Below are 16,969 nucleotides of genomic sequence, written 5' to 3'. Positions count from 1 at the left end.
GGCGGCGGGCTCAGAACGCGCCGAGCTTGATCAGCGAGAGAAGCGCGATCAGCTGGATCGAGGAGGCGGCGAGCGCCTTGGGCCACGGCAGGTCGTGCGAGCGGCTCACCATCATGGTGAACAGCGCGCCCGCCCCGACCCAGGTCGCCCAGCCGATCATCTGCACCAGGGTCGCGTCGCCGCCGAGGAACATCGCGAAGAACAGCCGCGGTGCGTCGGTGAGCGACATGATCAGCATGGACAGGCCGACCGTGGGCTGCCACGCACCGTCGCCGCCCAGCTGGCGGGCCAGGGTGTGGGTGACCGCACCGAGCACCAGGGCGCTGATGACGACCGCGACGCCGGTGGTCAGGACGATCGGGACGCTGGTCGCCAGGGTCGCGTTGATCGCTTCCTCGCGGGCTCCGTCGAAGCCGAACACGGCCAGCAGGCCGTAGAGGAAGGTCACGATGATCGCGGGGCCCCACATGCTGTGGTCGCGCATCTGCAGGAAGGTCGGGCCCGGGCGGGTGATCACGCCCTTGAGCAGCGCCTTCCAGTGCAGCCGCGGTCCCGCGGGAGCGCCGGTCTGGCCGGCCCGGTAGGTCTGGCCGCCGCCGTACGGGTCCTCGCCGATGCTGAAGGCCTGGGTGTGACCCGGGTTGTTCGCCGCGTACGGGTCCTGGGGGGCGCCGCCTTGCTGGTACGGGTCGAAGTACTCCGGCTCGCCGTGCGCGCCCTGGGGGCCGCCGTACCCGTTGTGGCCGTGGTGACCGCCGCCGGCCTGGGGCCACTGCTGCGGTGCGGGCCCGCCGCCCTGGTACTGCTGGGGCCCTCCGTACGGCGGCGCGGGTGGGCCGCCGTACGGCTGTCCGCCGTACGGCTGCTGCGGGGGTTGTTGCGGGTGCGGTTGCCTCGAGCGGTTGTCCCGGCCGCGTCCGATCCTGAATCCAGCCACGTCTTCGAACGTACCTGGTCTCGCGGGGGCGCGGTGTGGGGGTGGGCGTAACTCAGGGCCATTGCCGCCTAGCTGTGACATCCCCTAGGGGAACCCTTACGGGGGAGCCCTAGGGGGGTCTTGAGGGTGCCTCCCCGTTGCTCGGTGCGGGCTTCTAGAAGATGTCCTCAAACGCCGGACGGGCTGGAAATACTGGGTGGGCTGGAAATACCGGGTGGGCTGGAAATACCGGGCGGGCTGGAGGGGCCGGGCGGGCTGGGTATGCCGGGCGGGCTGGAGGTGCGGGTGAGCGGGAGGTGCCGCCCTGGATCACGTGCCGAACATCGCCGTGGTGAACGTGGTCGTGGGGTGTGCGGTGAGGCCCTTCGGGGTGCCCGTGAACACCGTGACCGAGTCGCCTGCGCGGCCCAGGTCCGTGCGGACGACCAGGTCGTCGTGGTCGTCGCCGTCGAAGTCGGCCGCGGCGATGACCTGCGGGGTGCGGCCGCGGGCCGGGAGTTCCACGGGATTTCCCTTCGCGGCGAGGCCACCCGGGGTTCCGGCATGGACGACCGGACGGGCGCCCGTGACCACGAGGTCGTCGAGGCCGTCCCCGTCGAAGTCTCCGGTGTCCAGGGCGGCTCCGTCGGCGGGCAGGGTGGCGCGGGCGGTGCCGGGGACTTCGTAGCGCAGGGCGAGGCCGGCCTTCCGGGTGCTGATCGCGGCGTCGCTGCCGGGGCCCTTGCCGAAGCGGCCGAGCACCAGCTCCTGGCCGGCCGGGAAGACGACACCCGTACCTGCGGGCCCGGCCGGTGACCCGAGCACGAGTCCGCTCTTCCCGTCGGCGCCCGCCTGGACGACCAGATCGTCGTGGCCGTCGCGGTCGGCGTCGACGGCGGGGCCGCGGAGCCGGGTGCCCGGCGCCTTCACCAGCTTCCCCGAGCGCGGGGCGCCGGTACGGGTGAAGGGGCCGCGCAGGAAGCCGAGTTGGGTGTTGCCGGCGTGCACGGCGAGGTCGGCGCGGCCGTCCCCGTCGTAGTCGCCGCACACGGGCTGGTCGGGCCAGTCGTTGCCGTCCCGCGCCGCGCCCGGTATCCGCAGCCGTACGGCCTTGCCGCGGATGCCGTCCGGCGATCCGAAGAGGATCTGCAGCGGCACCGGCGGCTGCCCGATCCCGTCGTACGGCGGGTCGGTGGAGACGACCAGGTCGGTGTACCCGTCACCGTCCAGGTCGCAGGTGGCGGCCGCGTCGAAGGCGGCCGGGGTGACGCCCTTGACGGGCGCGGCACGCCGCCGGGGGTCGAGCAACTGGCGTGCACCGGCGTCGAGTCCGTGCGCGGTGCCGTACACGATGCCGATGCCGGCGTCGTCGTCGTGGCCGCGGTGCGCGAGGTCGTCGAGGACCAGATCGCGGTGCCCGTCGCCGTTGAAGTCGTCGGCGACCCGGCTGCCCCGGCCGCGCGGCACCGGGGTCTTCGGCACGGCGGCCTTGCCCGCGGCGGGCACCGGTCGCCGGCTCGGGTCCGGCCGCTTGGCGGCGCCCTGACCCCCGCTGCAGCCGGCGATCAGCACGGCGCAGCCGGTCACCGCTATCGCCGAGGCCATTCGTATCCGCACGACGCCACCCACCCCATCCGCCCCCGGAACATCAACCTCCCCATGATGCGGCAGCGGGCCACGGGCGGAGGCAACGGTTCCATCCCGATCGGGGCAGAGCGAAGGGGCGTATCCGTACGAGCAGGACGGATACGCCCCTTGCGAGCTCCGCTACTTGACCGGCTCCGGCTCCGGCGCGTCCGCGGTCTCCGCCTCGCCGGCCCCCGGGTCGGCCGGTGTCTTGACCGAGTCGAGGAGCAGCTGGGCGACGTCCACGACCTGGAGGGACTCGGGCGCCTTGCCGCCCGCGGCGGAGCCGCTATCGGATTCAGCCTTCTTGCCGTTGACCGAGTCGGTCAGCATGACGAGGCAGAACGGGCAGGCGGTGGAGATGATGTCCGGGTTGAGGGACAGCGCCTCGTCCACCCGCTCGGTGTTGATGCGCTTGCCGATCCGCTCCTCCATCCACATCCGCGCGCCGCCGGCGCCGCAGCAGAAGCCGCGCTCCTTGTGGCGGTGCATCTCCTGCTGGCGCAGGCCGGGGACGGCGGACATGATCTCGCGCGGCGGCGTGTAGACCTTGTTGTGCCGGCCCAGGTAGCACGGGTCGTGGTACGTGATCAGGCCGTCGACCGGGGTGACCGGGATCAACTTGCCCTCGTCGATGAGGTGTTGCAGCAACTGCGTGTGGTGGATGACCTCGTAGTCGCCGCCGAGCTGCGGGTACTCGTTGGCGATGGTGTTGAAGCAGTGCGGGCAGGTCGAGACGATCTTCTTGGCCGTCTTCGGCTTCTTCGTCTCCGGGTCCACCTCCCCGTCCTCGCCGAGGGACTCGCCGAAGGCGGCGTTGAGCGTGGCGACGTTCTCCATCCCCAGCTCCTGGAACAGCGGCTCGTTGCCGAGGCGCCGTGCCGAGTCACCGGTGCACTTCTCGTCGCCGCCCATGATCGCGAACTTGACGCCCGCGATGTGCAGGAGCTCCGCGAAGGCCTTGGTGGTCTTCTTCGCCCGGTCCTCCAACGCGCCTGCGCAACCGACCCAGTACAGGTACTCGACCTCGGTGAGGTCGTCGATCGTCTTGCCGACGACCGGCACCTCGAAGTCGACCTCCTTGGTCCACTCGAGCCGCTGCTTCTTCGCCAGGCCCCAGGGATTGCCCTTCTTCTCCAGGTTCTTGAGCATCGTGCCCGCCTCGCTGGGGAAGCTGGACTCAATCATCACCTGGTAGCGGCGCATGTCGACGATGTGGTCGATGTGCTCGATGTCGACCGGGCACTGCTCGACGCAGGCACCGCAGGTGGTGCAGGACCACAGCACGTCGGGGTCGATGACCCCATTCTCCTCCAGGGTCCCGATCAACGGCCGTTCGGCCTCCGCGAGCGCTGCGGCCGGTACGTCCTTGAGCTGCTCCTCGGTCGCCGTCTCCTCGCCCTCCATGTTCTTGCCGCCACCGGCGAGCAGGTACGGGGCCTTGGCGTGCGCGTGGTCGCGAAGCGACATGATCAACAGCTTGGGGGAGAGCGGCTTTCCGGTGTTCCAGGCCGGGCACTGCGACTGGCAGCGACCGCACTCCGTACACGTCGAGAAGTCCAGCAGGCCCTTCCAGGAGAACTGCTCGACCTGGCTGACCCCGAAGACGTCGTCCTCGCCCGGGTCGGTGAAATCGATCGGCTTGCCGCCCGAGGTCATCGGCTGCAGCTCGCCGAGTGCCGTGCCGCCGGTCGCCTCGCGCTTGAACCAGATGTTGGGGAAGGCGAGGAACCGGTGCCAGGCGACACCCATGTTGGTGTTCAGGGACACCGTGATCATCCAGATCATGGTGGTGCCGAGCTTGATCATCGCGAAGAGGTAGACGAGGTTCTGCAGCGCCGCGACGGACATGCCCTTGAAGAGGAGCACCAGCGGATACGAGGCGAAGTACGCGGCCTCGTACGACTCGACGTGGTGCAGTGCCCCCTCGAGCCCGCGCAGCACGTAGATCGCCAGGCCGATGGTGAGGATGACGTACTCGACGAAGTACGCCTGGCCCATCTTCGAGCCCGCGAAGCGGGACTTGCGGCCGGGCCGCGACGGCAGGCTGAGCAGCCGGATGACGATCAGCGCGAGGATGCCGAAGGTGGTCATCGCGCTGATGAACTCGATGTAGAGCTCGTACGGCAGGAATCCGCCGATGACCGGCAGCGTCCAGTCGGCCTTGAAGAGCTGCCCGTACGCCGTGACGATCGTCGGCGGCAGGGTGAGGAAGCCGACCGCCACGAACCAGTGCGCGACGCCCACGATGCCCCACCGGTTCATCCGGGTGTGGCCGAGGAACTCCCGTACCAGGGTGACGCTGCGCTGGTAGGGGTTGTCGGTGCGGGTGCCGGCGGGCACCGGCTGGCCGAGCTTGAAGTACCTGACGAACTGGCCGATGGCGCGCGCGAGCAGCGCGATACCGACCACACTCAGGACCAGCGACACGATGATCGCGGCGAGTTGCATTGGGGGCTCCTCGGGCCTGCGAGGCGGGGCAGCTTAAGACGGATTACTAAGCGGTAACTTATGCAGTCCGTACGAGACTACCCATTCCTGCGGCGGCACTGTAGTTGGGGCGGCGGTGATCTGTGTCGCTGAGGTCTGCCTCAGTGGGGCTGCCCTCGCGGTCCGCCGGGCGGGGCTCCGCGGCCGCGATCCGCCGCCCGGGGTCACTCGTATCGGCTTTGCCGCCTTTTCTTCCGCATTGAATCGTGTTATTCGCCGCATATTTGGACATACCGTACTAGCTTATGGGTGGTTCGAGCCCGGTATGCGCGTGCTCCGGATCCATCCGGGTGCCGCGATGGCCGGACAGCGCGACAGAACGGCAGCCCTTGATCATGCTCTACGGAACCGTCGCGGTGCTCGCCGCCGTACTCCTCACCGCCGTGCTCAGCCGCGGCGTCCGCGCGCTCTGCCTGCGCACGGGGGTCCTCGACCGGCCCGGCGGCCGCAAGGTGCATGCGCGGCCCACGCCCCATCTCGGCGGGCTCGCGGTGGCCGCGGGCACGTTCGTCGTCTGCTGCACCGGTTACGCGCCACTCGGCGACGACGTGCGGCGGCTGCTCTGGGCGGCCGGCGCGGTCGCACTCCTCGGCCTCGTCGACGATCTGCGGCCGCTCGGGCCCGGGCCGCGTCTGGTGGTCGAGACCGGGGCCGCCTGTGCCGTGGTGTTCGGCAGCGGGCTCTCGCCGGCCGCCGGACTCCTGGCCGTCGGCTGGATCGTCTTCGTCACCAACGCCTTCAATCTGCTGGACAATTCGGACGGCGCGGTGGGCACGGTCGGTGCGGTCACCGCGATCGGGCTCGCCCTGTGCGCGGGCGCGGGCGGGCACTCCGGGCTCGCGCTCCTGCTTCTCGTACTCGCCGCGGCGCTGGCCGGATTCCTCACGCTGAACTGGCATCCCGCGCGCCTCTTCCTCGGCGACTGCGGCGCGCTCTTCACCGGCTTCGTGCTCGGCTCGGCCGGGGTGCTCGTGCACGCCGGTCGGGACGTACTGCCCAGCGCCGCCGCTCTGTTCGCGCTGTCCTGCGTGGTCATCGCGGACACCGTCCTGGTCGTGGCGTCCCGGCGCCGAGCGGGCCGGCCGCTGCTGCGCGGCGGCACGGACCACATCGCGCACCGGCTGCGGCGCATCGGCTTCACGGTGCCGGGTGCGGCGGTGGTGCTCGGTGCGGCGGCGGTGGTGGGCTGCATCCTCGGTGTCCTCGTCCACCGCGAAGCCCTCGGCCCGTCGGCCGCCCTCCCGCTGCTCTGCGCCACCGCGGCGGCGGTCCTCGCCCTGCTCCGCGTACGGGTGTACGGGCGACGGGCGCCGCGGGGCGTGCGCGGTGGGCCGGGTACGGGTGTGCGTCCCGCGCCGGGTGCGCGGGGTGGTGCGGGACCGCGGGGTGGTGCGGGGGTGCGCTCCGAGCCGGGTGCGCGTGGTGGCGGTGGTGGTGTCCGAGTCGCCACCGGCAGGATCACGGGACCGCGCAGCGCGCCCCGTACGAAGGGTGGAGTACCGGCCACCCGGGCGGGCGGGGGCGGCGCGGGGATTCCTGCGGGTGTGGGGGCTCGGGCTGCCGGTGCGCCGGGGGCGGCTTCTGGTGCGGGTGTTGGGGCCGGTGGCACGGGGGTGCGGGGGCCGGGTGGTGCCGGTGCCATGGGGGTGCGGGGGCCGGGTGGTGCCGGTGCCATGGGGGTTCGGGCGCCGGGTGCGCAGGCCTCGGGCGGCTCTTCCGCTGCTGCCCCGAGTGTTCCGACCGCCGTGCCGTCGACGACGGCACCGCCGCGGTGTTCACCGGAGGGCGGTCTCGCCGGGGTTCCGAGTGCGGTGGGGGTTGTTGGACGGGGGGTCTCTGGGGTGGGGGCCTCTACTCCTGTGCCGGAGGGCGGTGCTGTGTCGGAGTCCGGTGCTGCTTCCGGGGTTGGCGCTGTTTCCGGGACCGGTGCTGCTTCCGGGGCTGGGGCTCCGGGCGTGTCCCGGGCGGGTGTTCGGGTTCTGGTGCTGCCGCACGGTGACGGCGTGGCGCGGTTCGCGGACTGTGCGCGGCGGGCCGCGGTCGTCGACGGGGCGGTTTCGCCGGTTCGGCCGGAGGGTGCTGCTTCCGGGGCCGGGGGCTCGGGTGCCGTGTCGGAGTCCGGTGTCTCCGGGGCGACTTCGGCGAGGGCGGCGCAGGAGGCCGGCGCCGAATCGGAGGCGGGGGCAGAGGCGGGGGCTCCGGCAGTGCAGGCGACTGCGGGTACGTCGGCCGCGCCGGCTGCTTCTCCCGGTGCCGGCGCCTCCGGTGCCACGGCTCTGGGGGGCGGCGTCGCGCGCGGTACGGCGCGGCCGGAGGCCGTCGCAGCGGCCGGCGTTCGGGCGGAGACCTCCCGACCCCGACCCGAGGCAGCCGCGGACGAACCCGCCCGGGTGCCGTTGCCCGGGTCGGCGACCACCGCGCCCCCTGCGCCCACCGCGGGTGACGGGGTGGTGGAGCGGTGAGCGTGGCCGGCCGGCGGCCGGTGCCGCGGGTGCCGCCCGCCGTCGCCGCGGCCACGGTGGTCTGCTCCGGGGTCCCCCTCGCGGTGGTCACGCCGGCCGAGGGCTCCGCCGCCGTCGTACGGCTGGCCGCGCTCGGCGAGGCGGTCGACGTGCACCTCTGTGACGCGTACACCCTCGCGCTCGCCGACACCGATCCCGTACTGCACCGGCGGCTGCGCGAGGCGACCCTCAACCTCCCGGACGGGCCGGGCGTGGCCCGGATCAGCCGGCTCCTGCACCACGACCGCGGCCTGCCCGCCGTACCCGTCGACGGCCCCCGCCTGCTGCTCGACGTCTTCCGTACCGGCCAGACCGTGGGCCTGCGCCACTATCTGCTCGGCTCCAGCCGTACGGGGCTCGACCGGCTCGCCGCCATGCTCCTCGCCCGCTATCCGCGCGCCCTGATCGTCGGCTCCGAGGCCGTACCGCCCGGCCGGCCGACCGACGCGGACCGCGCCGAGCGGGCCGGCCGCATCCGGTCCTGCGGGGCCCAGATCGTCTGGGTCGGCCTCGACACCCCGCAGCGCGACCACGAGGCCGCGCTGCTCGCCGGCCGTCACCCGGCGGTGTACGTCGCGGCCGGTCCCGCGGTCTTCGCTGCGGTGCCGGCCCACCGGCCGGTGGGGAGGGGGCGTTCCGCTCCCGCCCCGCTACCCGTACGGGAACGGCTGCGCCGCCTCGTGCCCGCTCCCGCTGCGCACGAACGCTGGCGGCGCCTCCTCTGGGCCCACCCCCGGTTCATCCGCGCGGCCCTACGACCGACGCCCTCACCCACCGCCCGCCCACGCACCCCGATCGTCCGCCGCCCCTCCGGCTCCCGCACCCCACAGCCCCGCGCCGCCACCACCGCGCTCCCCGCCCCCTCGCCTACCTCACCCGGAGCGCCCCCGCCCTCACCGGGCGGACCCACCTCGGGCGCCCCCGCTGCCGGCGCGCGCGTGTCCGGCTCCTCCGCGACCGCGGGTTCCTCTGCGACTGGTGCGGGCGAATCCGGAGTGCAGGTGTCCGGCTCGAGTGTGTCCGGTGGGCCTGCGGCGCCCGGCTCGTCCTCGGGTCGTACCGCGGCCGGGCCTCAGGCGGCCGAGCCGTTCGCGTCGGGTTCCGCTTCGAGGGGCGTGGGCTCATTCCGAGCGTCTGTGTCCGGCACGCCGCCCGTGTCCGGGACCTCTGGGACCGGGTGTGCGGGCTCATCCGGAGAGTCTGCGTCCGGCTCGCCTACGTCCGGAGCCGCTTCGAGGGGAGCGAGTCCCTCCGGGGCGCAGGCGTCCGGGGCGCCCCGGTCCACCTCCCCCTCGCTGGGCGAACCCACCTCGGGCGCGCCCGCCCCCGGCGCGCGTGTGTCCGGCTCTTCTGCGACTGCGGGTTCCTCTGCGACTGGTGCGGGCGAATCCGGAGGGCAGGTGTCCGGCTCGCTTGTGTCCGGCTCGCCCTCGTCCGGTGGTGCCTCCGTATCCGGGTCGTCCTCCGGCCGCTCCCAGGCCGGACCTCAGGCATCTGGGGCGCCCCGGTCCACCTCGCCCTCGCCGGGAGAACCCGATTCCCGCGCACCCGCCTCGGGCGCCCCCGCCCCCGACGCCCCCGGATCGTCCCCGTCGAAAGGGTCCTTGTGATGAGTCAGTTCCGGACGTCGGTGCCGGCGGTGCCGTTGGTGCAGGTGACGGGCGGCCGCGGGCAGTGCGCGGCGCTGCAGCAGAGGATCGTGCGGCGGGCGCGCGGGGCGCTGCGCCGCATCGGGTACGACGTACGCCGGCTCCCGGACGGTCAGGTGGGGCACGAACTGGCCCTGCTGCTGGAGCGGTTCGAGATCGACACGGTGCTCGACGTGGGCGCGGGACGCGGCGCGTACGCGGCGCTGCTCCGCCGGGGCGGATTCCGCGGCCGCATCGTTTCCTTCGAGCCGCGGCCGGCGCTGTGCCGTGAACTCCGTACCGCCGCGGCCGACGACGACACCTGGACCGTCCTGCCGTACGCCCTGGGCAACGAGCCCGACGACAGGAGCGGCGCACCCCGCCCGGCAGACGGGACCGGTGCGCGCCGGCTCGACGAGCTGTGGGAGGAGATCACCGCGCCCGGCGAGCGGGTGTTCCTGCGGCTCGACGTGCCGGGGCGGGAGACCCGGGTGATCGCCGGCGCGGGCGAGTTCCGGGACGAGATCGCCGGACTGCAGACCGGGGTGTCGCTGCCGCACGGCGCGGACGGCCTGCCTTTCGACGAGGCCCTGACCCTCGCCCGCGGCGAACTCGGCCTGACCCTGATGCACGTACTGCCGGACGTCACGGACCCGGCGTCGGGCCGGCTCCTGCGCTGCGACCTGGTCCTGGTCGAGGAGGACGACCCCGCCGAGGTCTCCGCCGCCGGCGCCATGTCCGCCCACCACCCGCAGCCGGCCTTCGCCTGACTGGACCTGCACCCGAGCAGGCCTCGACGTAGGCCGCCCCGCTCACCTCCGGCGTGCCGCCCCGCCCGCAGCGCCGTGCGCTCTCCCGGCCGGAGGCTGGGGAGCCGCGGCGTGATCCTCGAGGATCGCGTCACACCTCCAGGGAGCCGGCGCACGGCGGCTGTTCGCTGCGGATCCCCGGATCCCCGGATCCCCGGATCCCCGCATCCCCGAACGGCCGGGTGCGACGTATGCCCGTAGGCCACGCCTGCCCTGCGGGCACGCGGACCGAGGTGCCGTCCGCGGCCCCCGCAGGGCGTCCACCGTGAACCGCCGTGGGGTCCAACTCCCGGTCGGGTCGCAGGAGTTCGCCCGCCGCGTCCGGCCCGGGCGCGAAGGAGACGGAGTCGGAGGGCCCCCGCGGGCCGCGCGGTCGGGTGTCGCTCCGTGGTGGCGGATACCGGTCTGATCTCGTTGTTCGGGCATACCTGGTGGAGTGGATACAGGGCGGGCGGCACCCCTTGCCCGTAAGGGCTGGATAAAAGTTGAGTGGGGTCGACTCAGGTCTGTTGACGCCGCCGCGTCCGTCGTGCATCCTTGAGCCAGTTCCACTCAAGTCACTGGAGGAATCGAAATGGCACGTGCGGTCGGCATCGACCTGGGCACGACTAACTCCGTCGTCAGCGTTCTGGAGGGCGGCGAGCCCACCGTCATCACCAACGCCGAAGGCGCCAGGACCACGCCGTCCGTCGTCGCCTTCGCGAAGAACGGTGAGGTGCTCGTCGGCGAGGTCGCGAAGCGTCAGGCGGTCACGAACGTCGACAGGACCATCCGGTCGGTCAAGCGCCACATGGGCACCGACTGGAAGGTCGACATCGACGACAAGACCTTCAACCCGCAGCAGATGAGCGCCTTCATCCTGCAGAAGCTGAAGCGGGACGCGGAGTCCTACCTCGGCGAGAAGGTCGCGGACGCGGTCATCACCGTCCCGGCGTACTTCAACGACTCGGAGCGCCAGGCCACCAAGGAGGCCGGCGAGATCGCGGGGCTGAACGTCCTGCGCATCGTCAACGAGCCGACGTCCGCCGCCCTGGCCTACGGCCTGGACAAGGACGACCAGACCATTCTCGTCTTCGACCTCGGTGGCGGCACCTTCGACGTCTCGCTGCTCGAGATCGGCGACGGCGTCGTCGAGGTGAAGGCCACCAACGGCGACAACCACCTCGGTGGTGACGACTGGGACCAGCGCGTCGTCGACTACCTGGTCAAGCAGTTCAACAACGGCCACGGCGTGGACCTCTCCAAGGACAAGATGGCGCTCCAGCGCCTGCGCGAGGCCGCCGAGAAGGCGAAGATCGAGCTGTCCTCCTCCACGGAGACCACGATCAACCTGCCGTACATCACGGCGTCCGCCGAGGGCCCGCTGCACCTGGACGAGAAGCTCACCCGCGCCCAGTTCCAGCAGCTCACCCAGGACCTGATCGAGCGCTGCAAGACCCCCTTCCACAACGTGATCAAGGACGCCGGCATCCAGCTGTCCGAGATCGACCACGTCGTCCTGGTCGGTGGCTCCACCCGTATGCCCGCCGTCGCGGAGCTCGTCAAGGAGCTCACGGAGGGCAAGGAGGCCAACAAGGGCGTCAACCCGGACGAGGTCGTCGCCATCGGCGCCGCCCTGCAGGCCGGTGTGCTCAAGGGTGAGGTCAAGGACGTACTGCTCCTCGACGTGACCCCGCTGTCCCTCGGTATCGAGACCAAGGGCGGCATCATGACCAAGCTCATCGAGCGGAACACCACGATCCCGACCAAGCGGTCCGAGATCTTCACCACCGCCGAGGACAACCAGCCGTCGGTCCAGATCCAGGTCTACCAGGGCGAGCGCGAGATCGCGGCGTACAACAAGAAGCTCGGGATGTTCGAGCTCACCGGCCTGCCGCCGGCCCCCCGCGGCGTCCCGCAGATCGAGGTCTCCTTCGACATCGACGCCAACGGAATCATGCACGTCACCGCGAAGGACCTGGGCACGGGCAAGGAGCAGAAGATGACCGTCACCGGCGGCTCCTCGCTGCCGAAGGACGAGGTCGACCGCATGCGCCAGGAGGCGGAGCAGTACGCGGACGAGGACCAGAAGCGCCGCGAGGCCGCCGAGTCGCGGAACCAGGGCGAGCAGCTCGTCTACCAGACCGAGAAGTTCCTCAAGGACAACGAGGACAAGGTCCCCGGTGAGGTCAAGACCGAGGTCGAGGACGCGGTCAAGGAGCTCAAGGAGAAGCTCGCGGGCGAGGATTCCGCGGAGATCCGTACGGCCACCGAGAAGGTCCAGGCCGTCGCCCAGAAGCTCGGCCAGGCCATGTACGCCGACGCCCAGGCCGCGCAGGGCGCCGCCGGCGCCGACGCCGGTGCGGGCGACGCTGGCACGCCGGGCGCCGAGCAGGCCGCCGAGCAGGACGACGTCGTGGACGCCGAGATCATCGACGACGACAAGCCCAACAAGGACGGTGCCGCGTGACGGAGGAGACCCCGGGCTTCGACGAGCAGCCCGACGTCCCCTCCGGCGGCGCCGACACCCCCGACGCCACCGAGCCGAAGGCCGCTTCCCCCTCTCCCGAGGAGGGGGCGGCGGCCCCGGCCGGGGACGTGACCGATCAGACCGTGGCCCTGACGGCCCAGCTGGACCAGGTGCGTACCGCCCTCGGCGAGCGCACCGCCGACCTCCAGCGGCTGCAGGCCGAGTACCAGAATTACCGCCGTCGGGTCGAGCGCGACCGGGTCGCGGTCAAGGAGATCGCCGTGGCGAATCTCCTGACCGAAGTCCTCCCGGTACTCGACGACGTCGGCAGGGCGCGCGAGCATGGCGAGCTCACCGGCGGCTTCAAGTCCGTCGCCGAGTCGCTCGAGACGGTCGTCGCCAAGATGGGCCTGCAGCAGTTCGGCAAGGAGGGCGAGCCCTTCGACCCGACGATCCACGAGGCCCTGATGCACAGCTACGCGCCGGACGTCACCGAGACGACCTGCGTGGCGATCCTGCAGCCGGGTTACCGGTTCGGTGAGCGCACCATCCGCCCCGCGCGGGTGGCCGTGGCGGAGCCGCAGCCCGGTGCCCAGACGGTCAAGGGAGGCGAAGGCGACGAGGCGAGCGATGCCGCAGACGCCGTGGACAAGGACAGCGGTGGCCCGGACGAGGGCTGACGCAGCAGACAGCGGGAAGGAGGGACGCCGGGGATGAGTACGAAGGACTTCATCGAGAAGGACTACTACAAGGTGCTCGGCGTCCCCAAGGACGCCACCGAGGCCGAGATCAAGAAGGCCTACCGCAAGCTCGCCCGCGAGAACCACCCGGACGCCAACAAGGGCAACACCAAGGCGGAGGACCGCTTCAAGGAGATCTCCGAGGCGAACGACATCCTCGGCGACCCCAAGAAGCGCAAGGAGTACGACGAAGCACGCTCGCTCTTCGGCAACGGCGGATTCCGACCGGGACCGGGCGCGGGCGGCGGCGGCAACTTCAACTTCGACCTGGGCGACCTCTTCGGCGGCGGCCCGGGCGGTGGCACGGCAGGCGGGCCGGGTGGCGCCGGCGGTCCCGGCGGCTTCGGCGGCGGGCTCGGCGACGTCTTCGGCGGGCTCTTCAACCGCGGCGCGCAGGGCGGCACCCGTACCCAGCCGCGGCGCGGCCAGGACATCGAGTCCGAGGTGACGCTCAGCTTCACCGAGGCGGTGGACGGCGCGACGGTGCCGCTCAGGATGTCCAGCCAGCAGCCCTGCAAGGCCTGTTCGGGCACCGGCGACAAGAACGGCACGCCCCGGGTGTGCCCGACCTGCGTCGGCACCGGTCAGGTCTCGCGCGGTGGCGGTGGCGGATTCTCGCTCACCGATCCGTGCGTGGACTGCAAGGGCCGCGGCCTGATCGCGCAGGACGCCTGCGAGGTCTGCAAGGGCTCGGGGCGCGCCAAGTCGTCCCGGACGATGCAGGTCCGCATCCCGGCGGGCGTCTCGAACGGCCAGCGCATCCGCCTCCGCGGCAAGGGCGCACCGGGCGAGCGCGGCGGTCCGGCGGGCGATCTGTATGTGGTCGTGCATGTCGACCCGCACCCGGTCTTCGGGCGCAAGGGCGACAATCTGACGGTCACCGTGCCGGTCCTGTTCACCGAGGCCGCGCTCGGCGGCGAGATCAAGGTGCCGACGCTCGGCGGTCCGCCGGTCACGCTGAAGCTGCCGGCCGGCACTCCGGGCGGTCGTACGATGCGGGCCCGCGGCAAGGGTGCGGTCCGTAAGGACGGCACCCGCGGCGACCTCCTGGTCACCGTCGAGGTGACGGTGCCCAAGGACCTCAGCGAGGACGCCAAGTCCGCGCTCGAGGCGTACCGCAAGACGACTGCGGGCCAGGATCCGCGGGCAGAACTGTTCCAGGCCGCGAAGGGAGCGTGACGGCAATGGATGGGTCGGGACGTCGTCGTAACCCGTATCAGCTGACGGACGATTCACCGGTGTACGTCATCTCGGTGGCGGCCCAGCTGTCCGGACTCCATCCGCAGACCCTGCGGCAGTACGACCGCCTGGGCCTGGTCTCGCCGGACCGCACGGCGGGCCGTGGCCGGCGCTATTCGGCCCGCGACATCGAACTGCTCCGCCAGGTGCAGCAGTTGTCGCAGGACGAGGGCATCAATCTGGCGGGCATCAAGCGCATCATCGAGCTGGAGAACCAGGTCGCGGCCCTCCAGTCCCGCGTCGCCGAGCTCGCCTCGGCGGTCGAGGGCGCGGCGGCGGCGATGCAGCAGCGCGAGGCCCAGGTCCACGCCTCCTACCGCCGCGACCTGGTCCCGTACCAGCAGGCGCAGCAGACCAGCGCGTTGGTGGTGTGGCGGCCGAAGCGGCCCACGGATTAGGGCAGTTCACCTCCTGACAGGGGCCGGGGATCGATGGATCCTCGGCCCTTGTTCGTGTGCCGGCGGCCGTTCGTGCGCGGCGATGAACTACGCCGAGCGGGCTCGTCGGACGCGATGAGGTGCGGCCGGCGCTTGCTGCCCTACCTTCCGGACCATCACCCGACGGACGTCTCGGGGTGTCTCATCCGCAGGCGCGAATCGTGCGAGCCGCGCGTTCGCACGATCGCGCGATCGATCGAGCACCGAGGAGGAGCACGTATGGGCAGCAGAATCCGCCGGTTACTGGCGGGAGGTGTCGGGGTCGGTGTGCTGGCATCCCTGACGCTGACCTCGTCCGCCATGGCCGAACGCGTCACCGGGCCGACGGCCGGGGAGGGCGGGGCCGTTCAGGACAAGGCCTTTCACGACAGGGCGGCCGTTGAAGTCGAAGCGCCGGTGCCCGAGCTCGACTGGACTGCCTGCGGCACGGAGCAGTGTGCCGAGGCCGAGGTGCCGATCGACTACGACGAGCCGGACGGCAGCACCATCACGCTCGCGATGAGGAAACTTCCCGCCACGGACCCCTCCGGCCGCATCGGAACGCTGTTCGTGAACCTCGGCGGCCCCGGCGAGACGGTCACCGACTTCTCGATGATCGTGTCGGCGCTCGGGCCCGCCGTCGTCGCGAAGTTCGATCTCGTCGGTGTCGACCCACGCGGGGCCGGAGGTTCGGCACCGGTCGGCTGCGCCCCCGCGCCGGGGCAGGAGCCCGTCGCCAAGCCGGTCGCGATGCCTCCCGAGTCACCCGAGGAGACCGAGGCGCAGCTCGCCTACGACGACTACCTGCGGACCAGCTGCGAGCAGACGGCCGGCCCGATCCTCGACCACATGTCCATCGCCGACGTCGCACGTGACATGGACCTGATCCGGCAAGCGGTCGGCGACGACCGGCTCTCCTACTTCGGCCTGTCGTACGGCACTCTGCTCGGCCAGACCTACGCGGCGCTCTTCCCCGACCGGGTACGTGCCATGGTCCTGGACGGCGTACTCGACCCGGTGGCGGCCACGACTGGTCATGAGGGTGACCAGCGGCCGGTCGGGGCCCGTCGTGGCGGCCCGGAGGCGACGGACGAAGCACTCGCCTCGGCCCTCGAGCGGTGCGACAAGGCCGGCACGCCCCGATGCCCGCTCGCCGGGGACGCCCTGCAGCGGTGGCAGCGGGTGCACGATTCACTGGCCGATGAGCCTCTGGACCTGGGGCAGTTCGTCCTCGACGGCCGGCAGTTCCGTGGTCTGTTCACATTGGGAGCCTTCCAGTACGACCACCTGGGCGGAGCCCCGCTGCCGGCCGTCGAGTTGCTCGCCCACGCGACCCGGGTCGCGGAGGTACTCCGCTTCGGCATCGGCGACGGTGACACGACGCTGGAGCCGCCGGGCGAACCCGCGATCGACCTCACCGCGTCGAGCTCCGTCCTGCGGGAGCGGCTGGCCGGACTGCTCGGCCGGATCGTCTCGGCCACGCCGTCGGCGGAGCCGGACGCCGAGGACGTATCTGCCGGTGCGGCACGGCAGTTGGGGGCACTCTGTACCGACAGCCGCAACCCGGACGACCCCGCCGACTGGGTCCGCGCCGCCGAGGAGTCCGCCCAACAGTCCCCGCTCTTCGGGCCGTTGATGGTCTGGGCGTACTCCCCCTGCGCGGGCTGGCCCGGTTCGCCCGAGGACGCCTACCACGGCCCGTTCGACACGGCACTGGACACCCCACCACTGCTCATCGCCAACACGCACGACGGCGCCACCCCCGTCGCGGGCGCCCACGCCGCCCAGGACCTGCTCCCCGGCTCCCGGCTCATCACGCTCGACAGCTGGGGCCATACGGCGGCGGGCAAGAGCACCTGCGTCACCGCCCTCATCGAGCCCTACCTCCTCACCCGCTCCCTCCCCGACAGCGACAAGCCCTGCGATCCCGACCACGAACTGTTCGGCCCCGAGTCGTGACCACACCGGCACCCACCGCATGAACCCCCATCCGGGGCCGAGGGCCAGGCGCCCTCGGCCCCGCCCCTGCTGTGTGAATTCCCCCCGATCGGGGGGTGTGAGACCCGACAGCACCGCGCTTGAATTCGATGGTTCCAACGCGACACCCATTTCGCGGCGGACCTCGGGCACTCGGCAATTCAGCCGACCGTCCTCG

The 16,969-nt window shown here is 72.0% G+C and carries 11 protein-coding genes; 8 read left to right on the top strand and 3 right to left on the bottom strand.

Annotation, left to right across the window (positions count from 1 at the left end):
* Window positions 1–10 precede the first annotated feature (10 nt).
* From DY218_RS31225 to DY218_RS31215, 3 genes are all read right to left on the bottom strand, one after another.
* Entirely contained in the window at window positions 11–1,018 is a 1,008-nt protein-coding gene (locus tag DY218_RS31225; protein WP_128559535.1) for a Yip1 family protein, read from the bottom strand.
* A gap of 228 nt (window positions 1,019–1,246) precedes the next feature.
* Complete coding sequence (locus tag DY218_RS31220) at window positions 1,247–2,533, bottom strand: FG-GAP repeat domain-containing protein (protein WP_233521990.1); 1,287 nt, start codon at window positions 2,531–2,533, stop codon at window positions 1,247–1,249.
* A gap of 150 nt (window positions 2,534–2,683) precedes the next feature.
* Window positions 2,684–4,993 carry a (Fe-S)-binding protein gene (locus tag DY218_RS31215; protein ID WP_128559534.1) on the bottom strand — a complete coding sequence of 770 codons (2,310 nt, stop codon included), beginning with the start codon at window positions 4,991–4,993 and terminating at the stop codon, window positions 2,684–2,686.
* A 374-nt stretch (window positions 4,994–5,367) separates the two neighbouring features.
* On the opposite strand from DY218_RS31215, the gene DY218_RS35665 reads away from it, so the two are divergent.
* The 8 genes from DY218_RS35665 (at window position 5,368) to DY218_RS31175 (ending at window position 16,773) form a co-directional block, all read left to right on the top strand.
* The gene (locus DY218_RS35665) at window positions 5,368–7,494 is read left to right on the top strand and encodes an MraY family glycosyltransferase (RefSeq protein WP_267899396.1); all 2,127 of its coding nucleotides are present in this window, start codon (window positions 5,368–5,370) and stop codon (window positions 7,492–7,494) included.
* Between the two features lie 2 nt (window positions 7,495–7,496).
* On the top strand, window positions 7,497–9,143 hold the full coding sequence (locus DY218_RS31205; RefSeq protein WP_128559533.1) for a WecB/TagA/CpsF family glycosyltransferase: 1,647 nt from the start codon (window positions 7,497–7,499) through the stop codon (window positions 9,141–9,143).
* Window positions 9,143–9,931: an FkbM family methyltransferase gene (locus DY218_RS31200; RefSeq protein ID WP_128559532.1), complete on the top strand. Its 789-nt coding sequence runs from the start codon at window positions 9,143–9,145 to the stop codon at window positions 9,929–9,931. The genes DY218_RS31205 and DY218_RS31200 overlap by 1 nt, the downstream gene beginning before the upstream one ends.
* A gap of 613 nt (window positions 9,932–10,544) precedes the next feature.
* The gene (dnaK, locus tag DY218_RS31195; protein ID WP_128559531.1) at window positions 10,545–12,419 is read left to right on the top strand and encodes a molecular chaperone DnaK; all 1,875 of its coding nucleotides are present in this window, start codon (window positions 10,545–10,547) and stop codon (window positions 12,417–12,419) included.
* A complete protein-coding gene (gene grpE, locus DY218_RS31190; RefSeq protein ID WP_128559530.1) occupies window positions 12,416–13,099 on the top strand; it encodes a nucleotide exchange factor GrpE in 684 nt (227 codons plus the stop codon). Before dnaK ends, grpE begins: the two co-directional genes overlap by 4 nt.
* Window positions 13,100–13,132: 33 nt before the next feature.
* Window positions 13,133–14,338 (top strand): molecular chaperone DnaJ, encoded by a 1,206-nt coding sequence (gene dnaJ, locus DY218_RS31185; protein ID WP_128559529.1) that lies wholly within the window; start codon window positions 13,133–13,135, stop codon window positions 14,336–14,338.
* 5 nt (window positions 14,339–14,343) lie between these two features.
* Window positions 14,344–14,796, top strand: coding sequence for a heat shock protein transcriptional repressor HspR (locus DY218_RS31180; protein ID WP_128559528.1), 453 nt, complete (start codon window positions 14,344–14,346; stop codon window positions 14,794–14,796).
* A gap of 258 nt (window positions 14,797–15,054) precedes the next feature.
* Window positions 15,055–16,773, top strand: coding sequence for an alpha/beta hydrolase (locus tag DY218_RS31175; RefSeq protein WP_158574175.1), 1,719 nt, complete (start codon window positions 15,055–15,057; stop codon window positions 16,771–16,773).
* Window positions 16,774–16,969 lie beyond the last annotated feature (196 nt).

The organism is Streptomyces triticagri, from assembly GCF_003429565.1.
Lineage (GTDB): Bacteria > Actinomycetota > Actinomycetes > Streptomycetales > Streptomycetaceae > Streptomyces > Streptomyces triticagri.
Note: the sequence above shows the minus strand (reverse complement) of the source record. Positions and strands in the feature narration are given on the sequence as shown.

Excerpts from the sequence above, each read along its gene's own strand:
- DY218_RS31225 (WP_128559535.1), bottom strand. The coding sequence starts at position 1,018 with ATGTCACAGCTAGGCGGCAATGGCCCTGAGTTACGCCCACCCCCACAC.
- dnaJ (WP_128559529.1), top strand. The coding sequence starts at position 13,133 with ATGAGTACGAAGGACTTCATCGAGAAGGACTACTACAAGGTGCTCGGC.
- dnaK (WP_128559531.1), top strand. The coding sequence starts at position 10,545 with ATGGCACGTGCGGTCGGCATCGACCTGGGCACGACTAACTCCGTCGTC.
- DY218_RS31200 (WP_128559532.1), top strand. The coding sequence starts at position 9,143 with ATGAGTCAGTTCCGGACGTCGGTGCCGGCGGTGCCGTTGGTGCAGGTG.
- DY218_RS31180 (WP_128559528.1), top strand. The coding sequence starts at position 14,344 with ATGGATGGGTCGGGACGTCGTCGTAACCCGTATCAGCTGACGGACGAT.
- DY218_RS31175 (WP_158574175.1), top strand. The coding sequence starts at position 15,055 with ATGGGCAGCAGAATCCGCCGGTTACTGGCGGGAGGTGTCGGGGTCGGT.
- DY218_RS31215 (WP_128559534.1), bottom strand. The coding sequence starts at position 4,993 with ATGCAACTCGCCGCGATCATCGTGTCGCTGGTCCTGAGTGTGGTCGGT.
- DY218_RS35665 (WP_267899396.1), top strand. The coding sequence starts at position 5,368 with ATGCTCTACGGAACCGTCGCGGTGCTCGCCGCCGTACTCCTCACCGCC.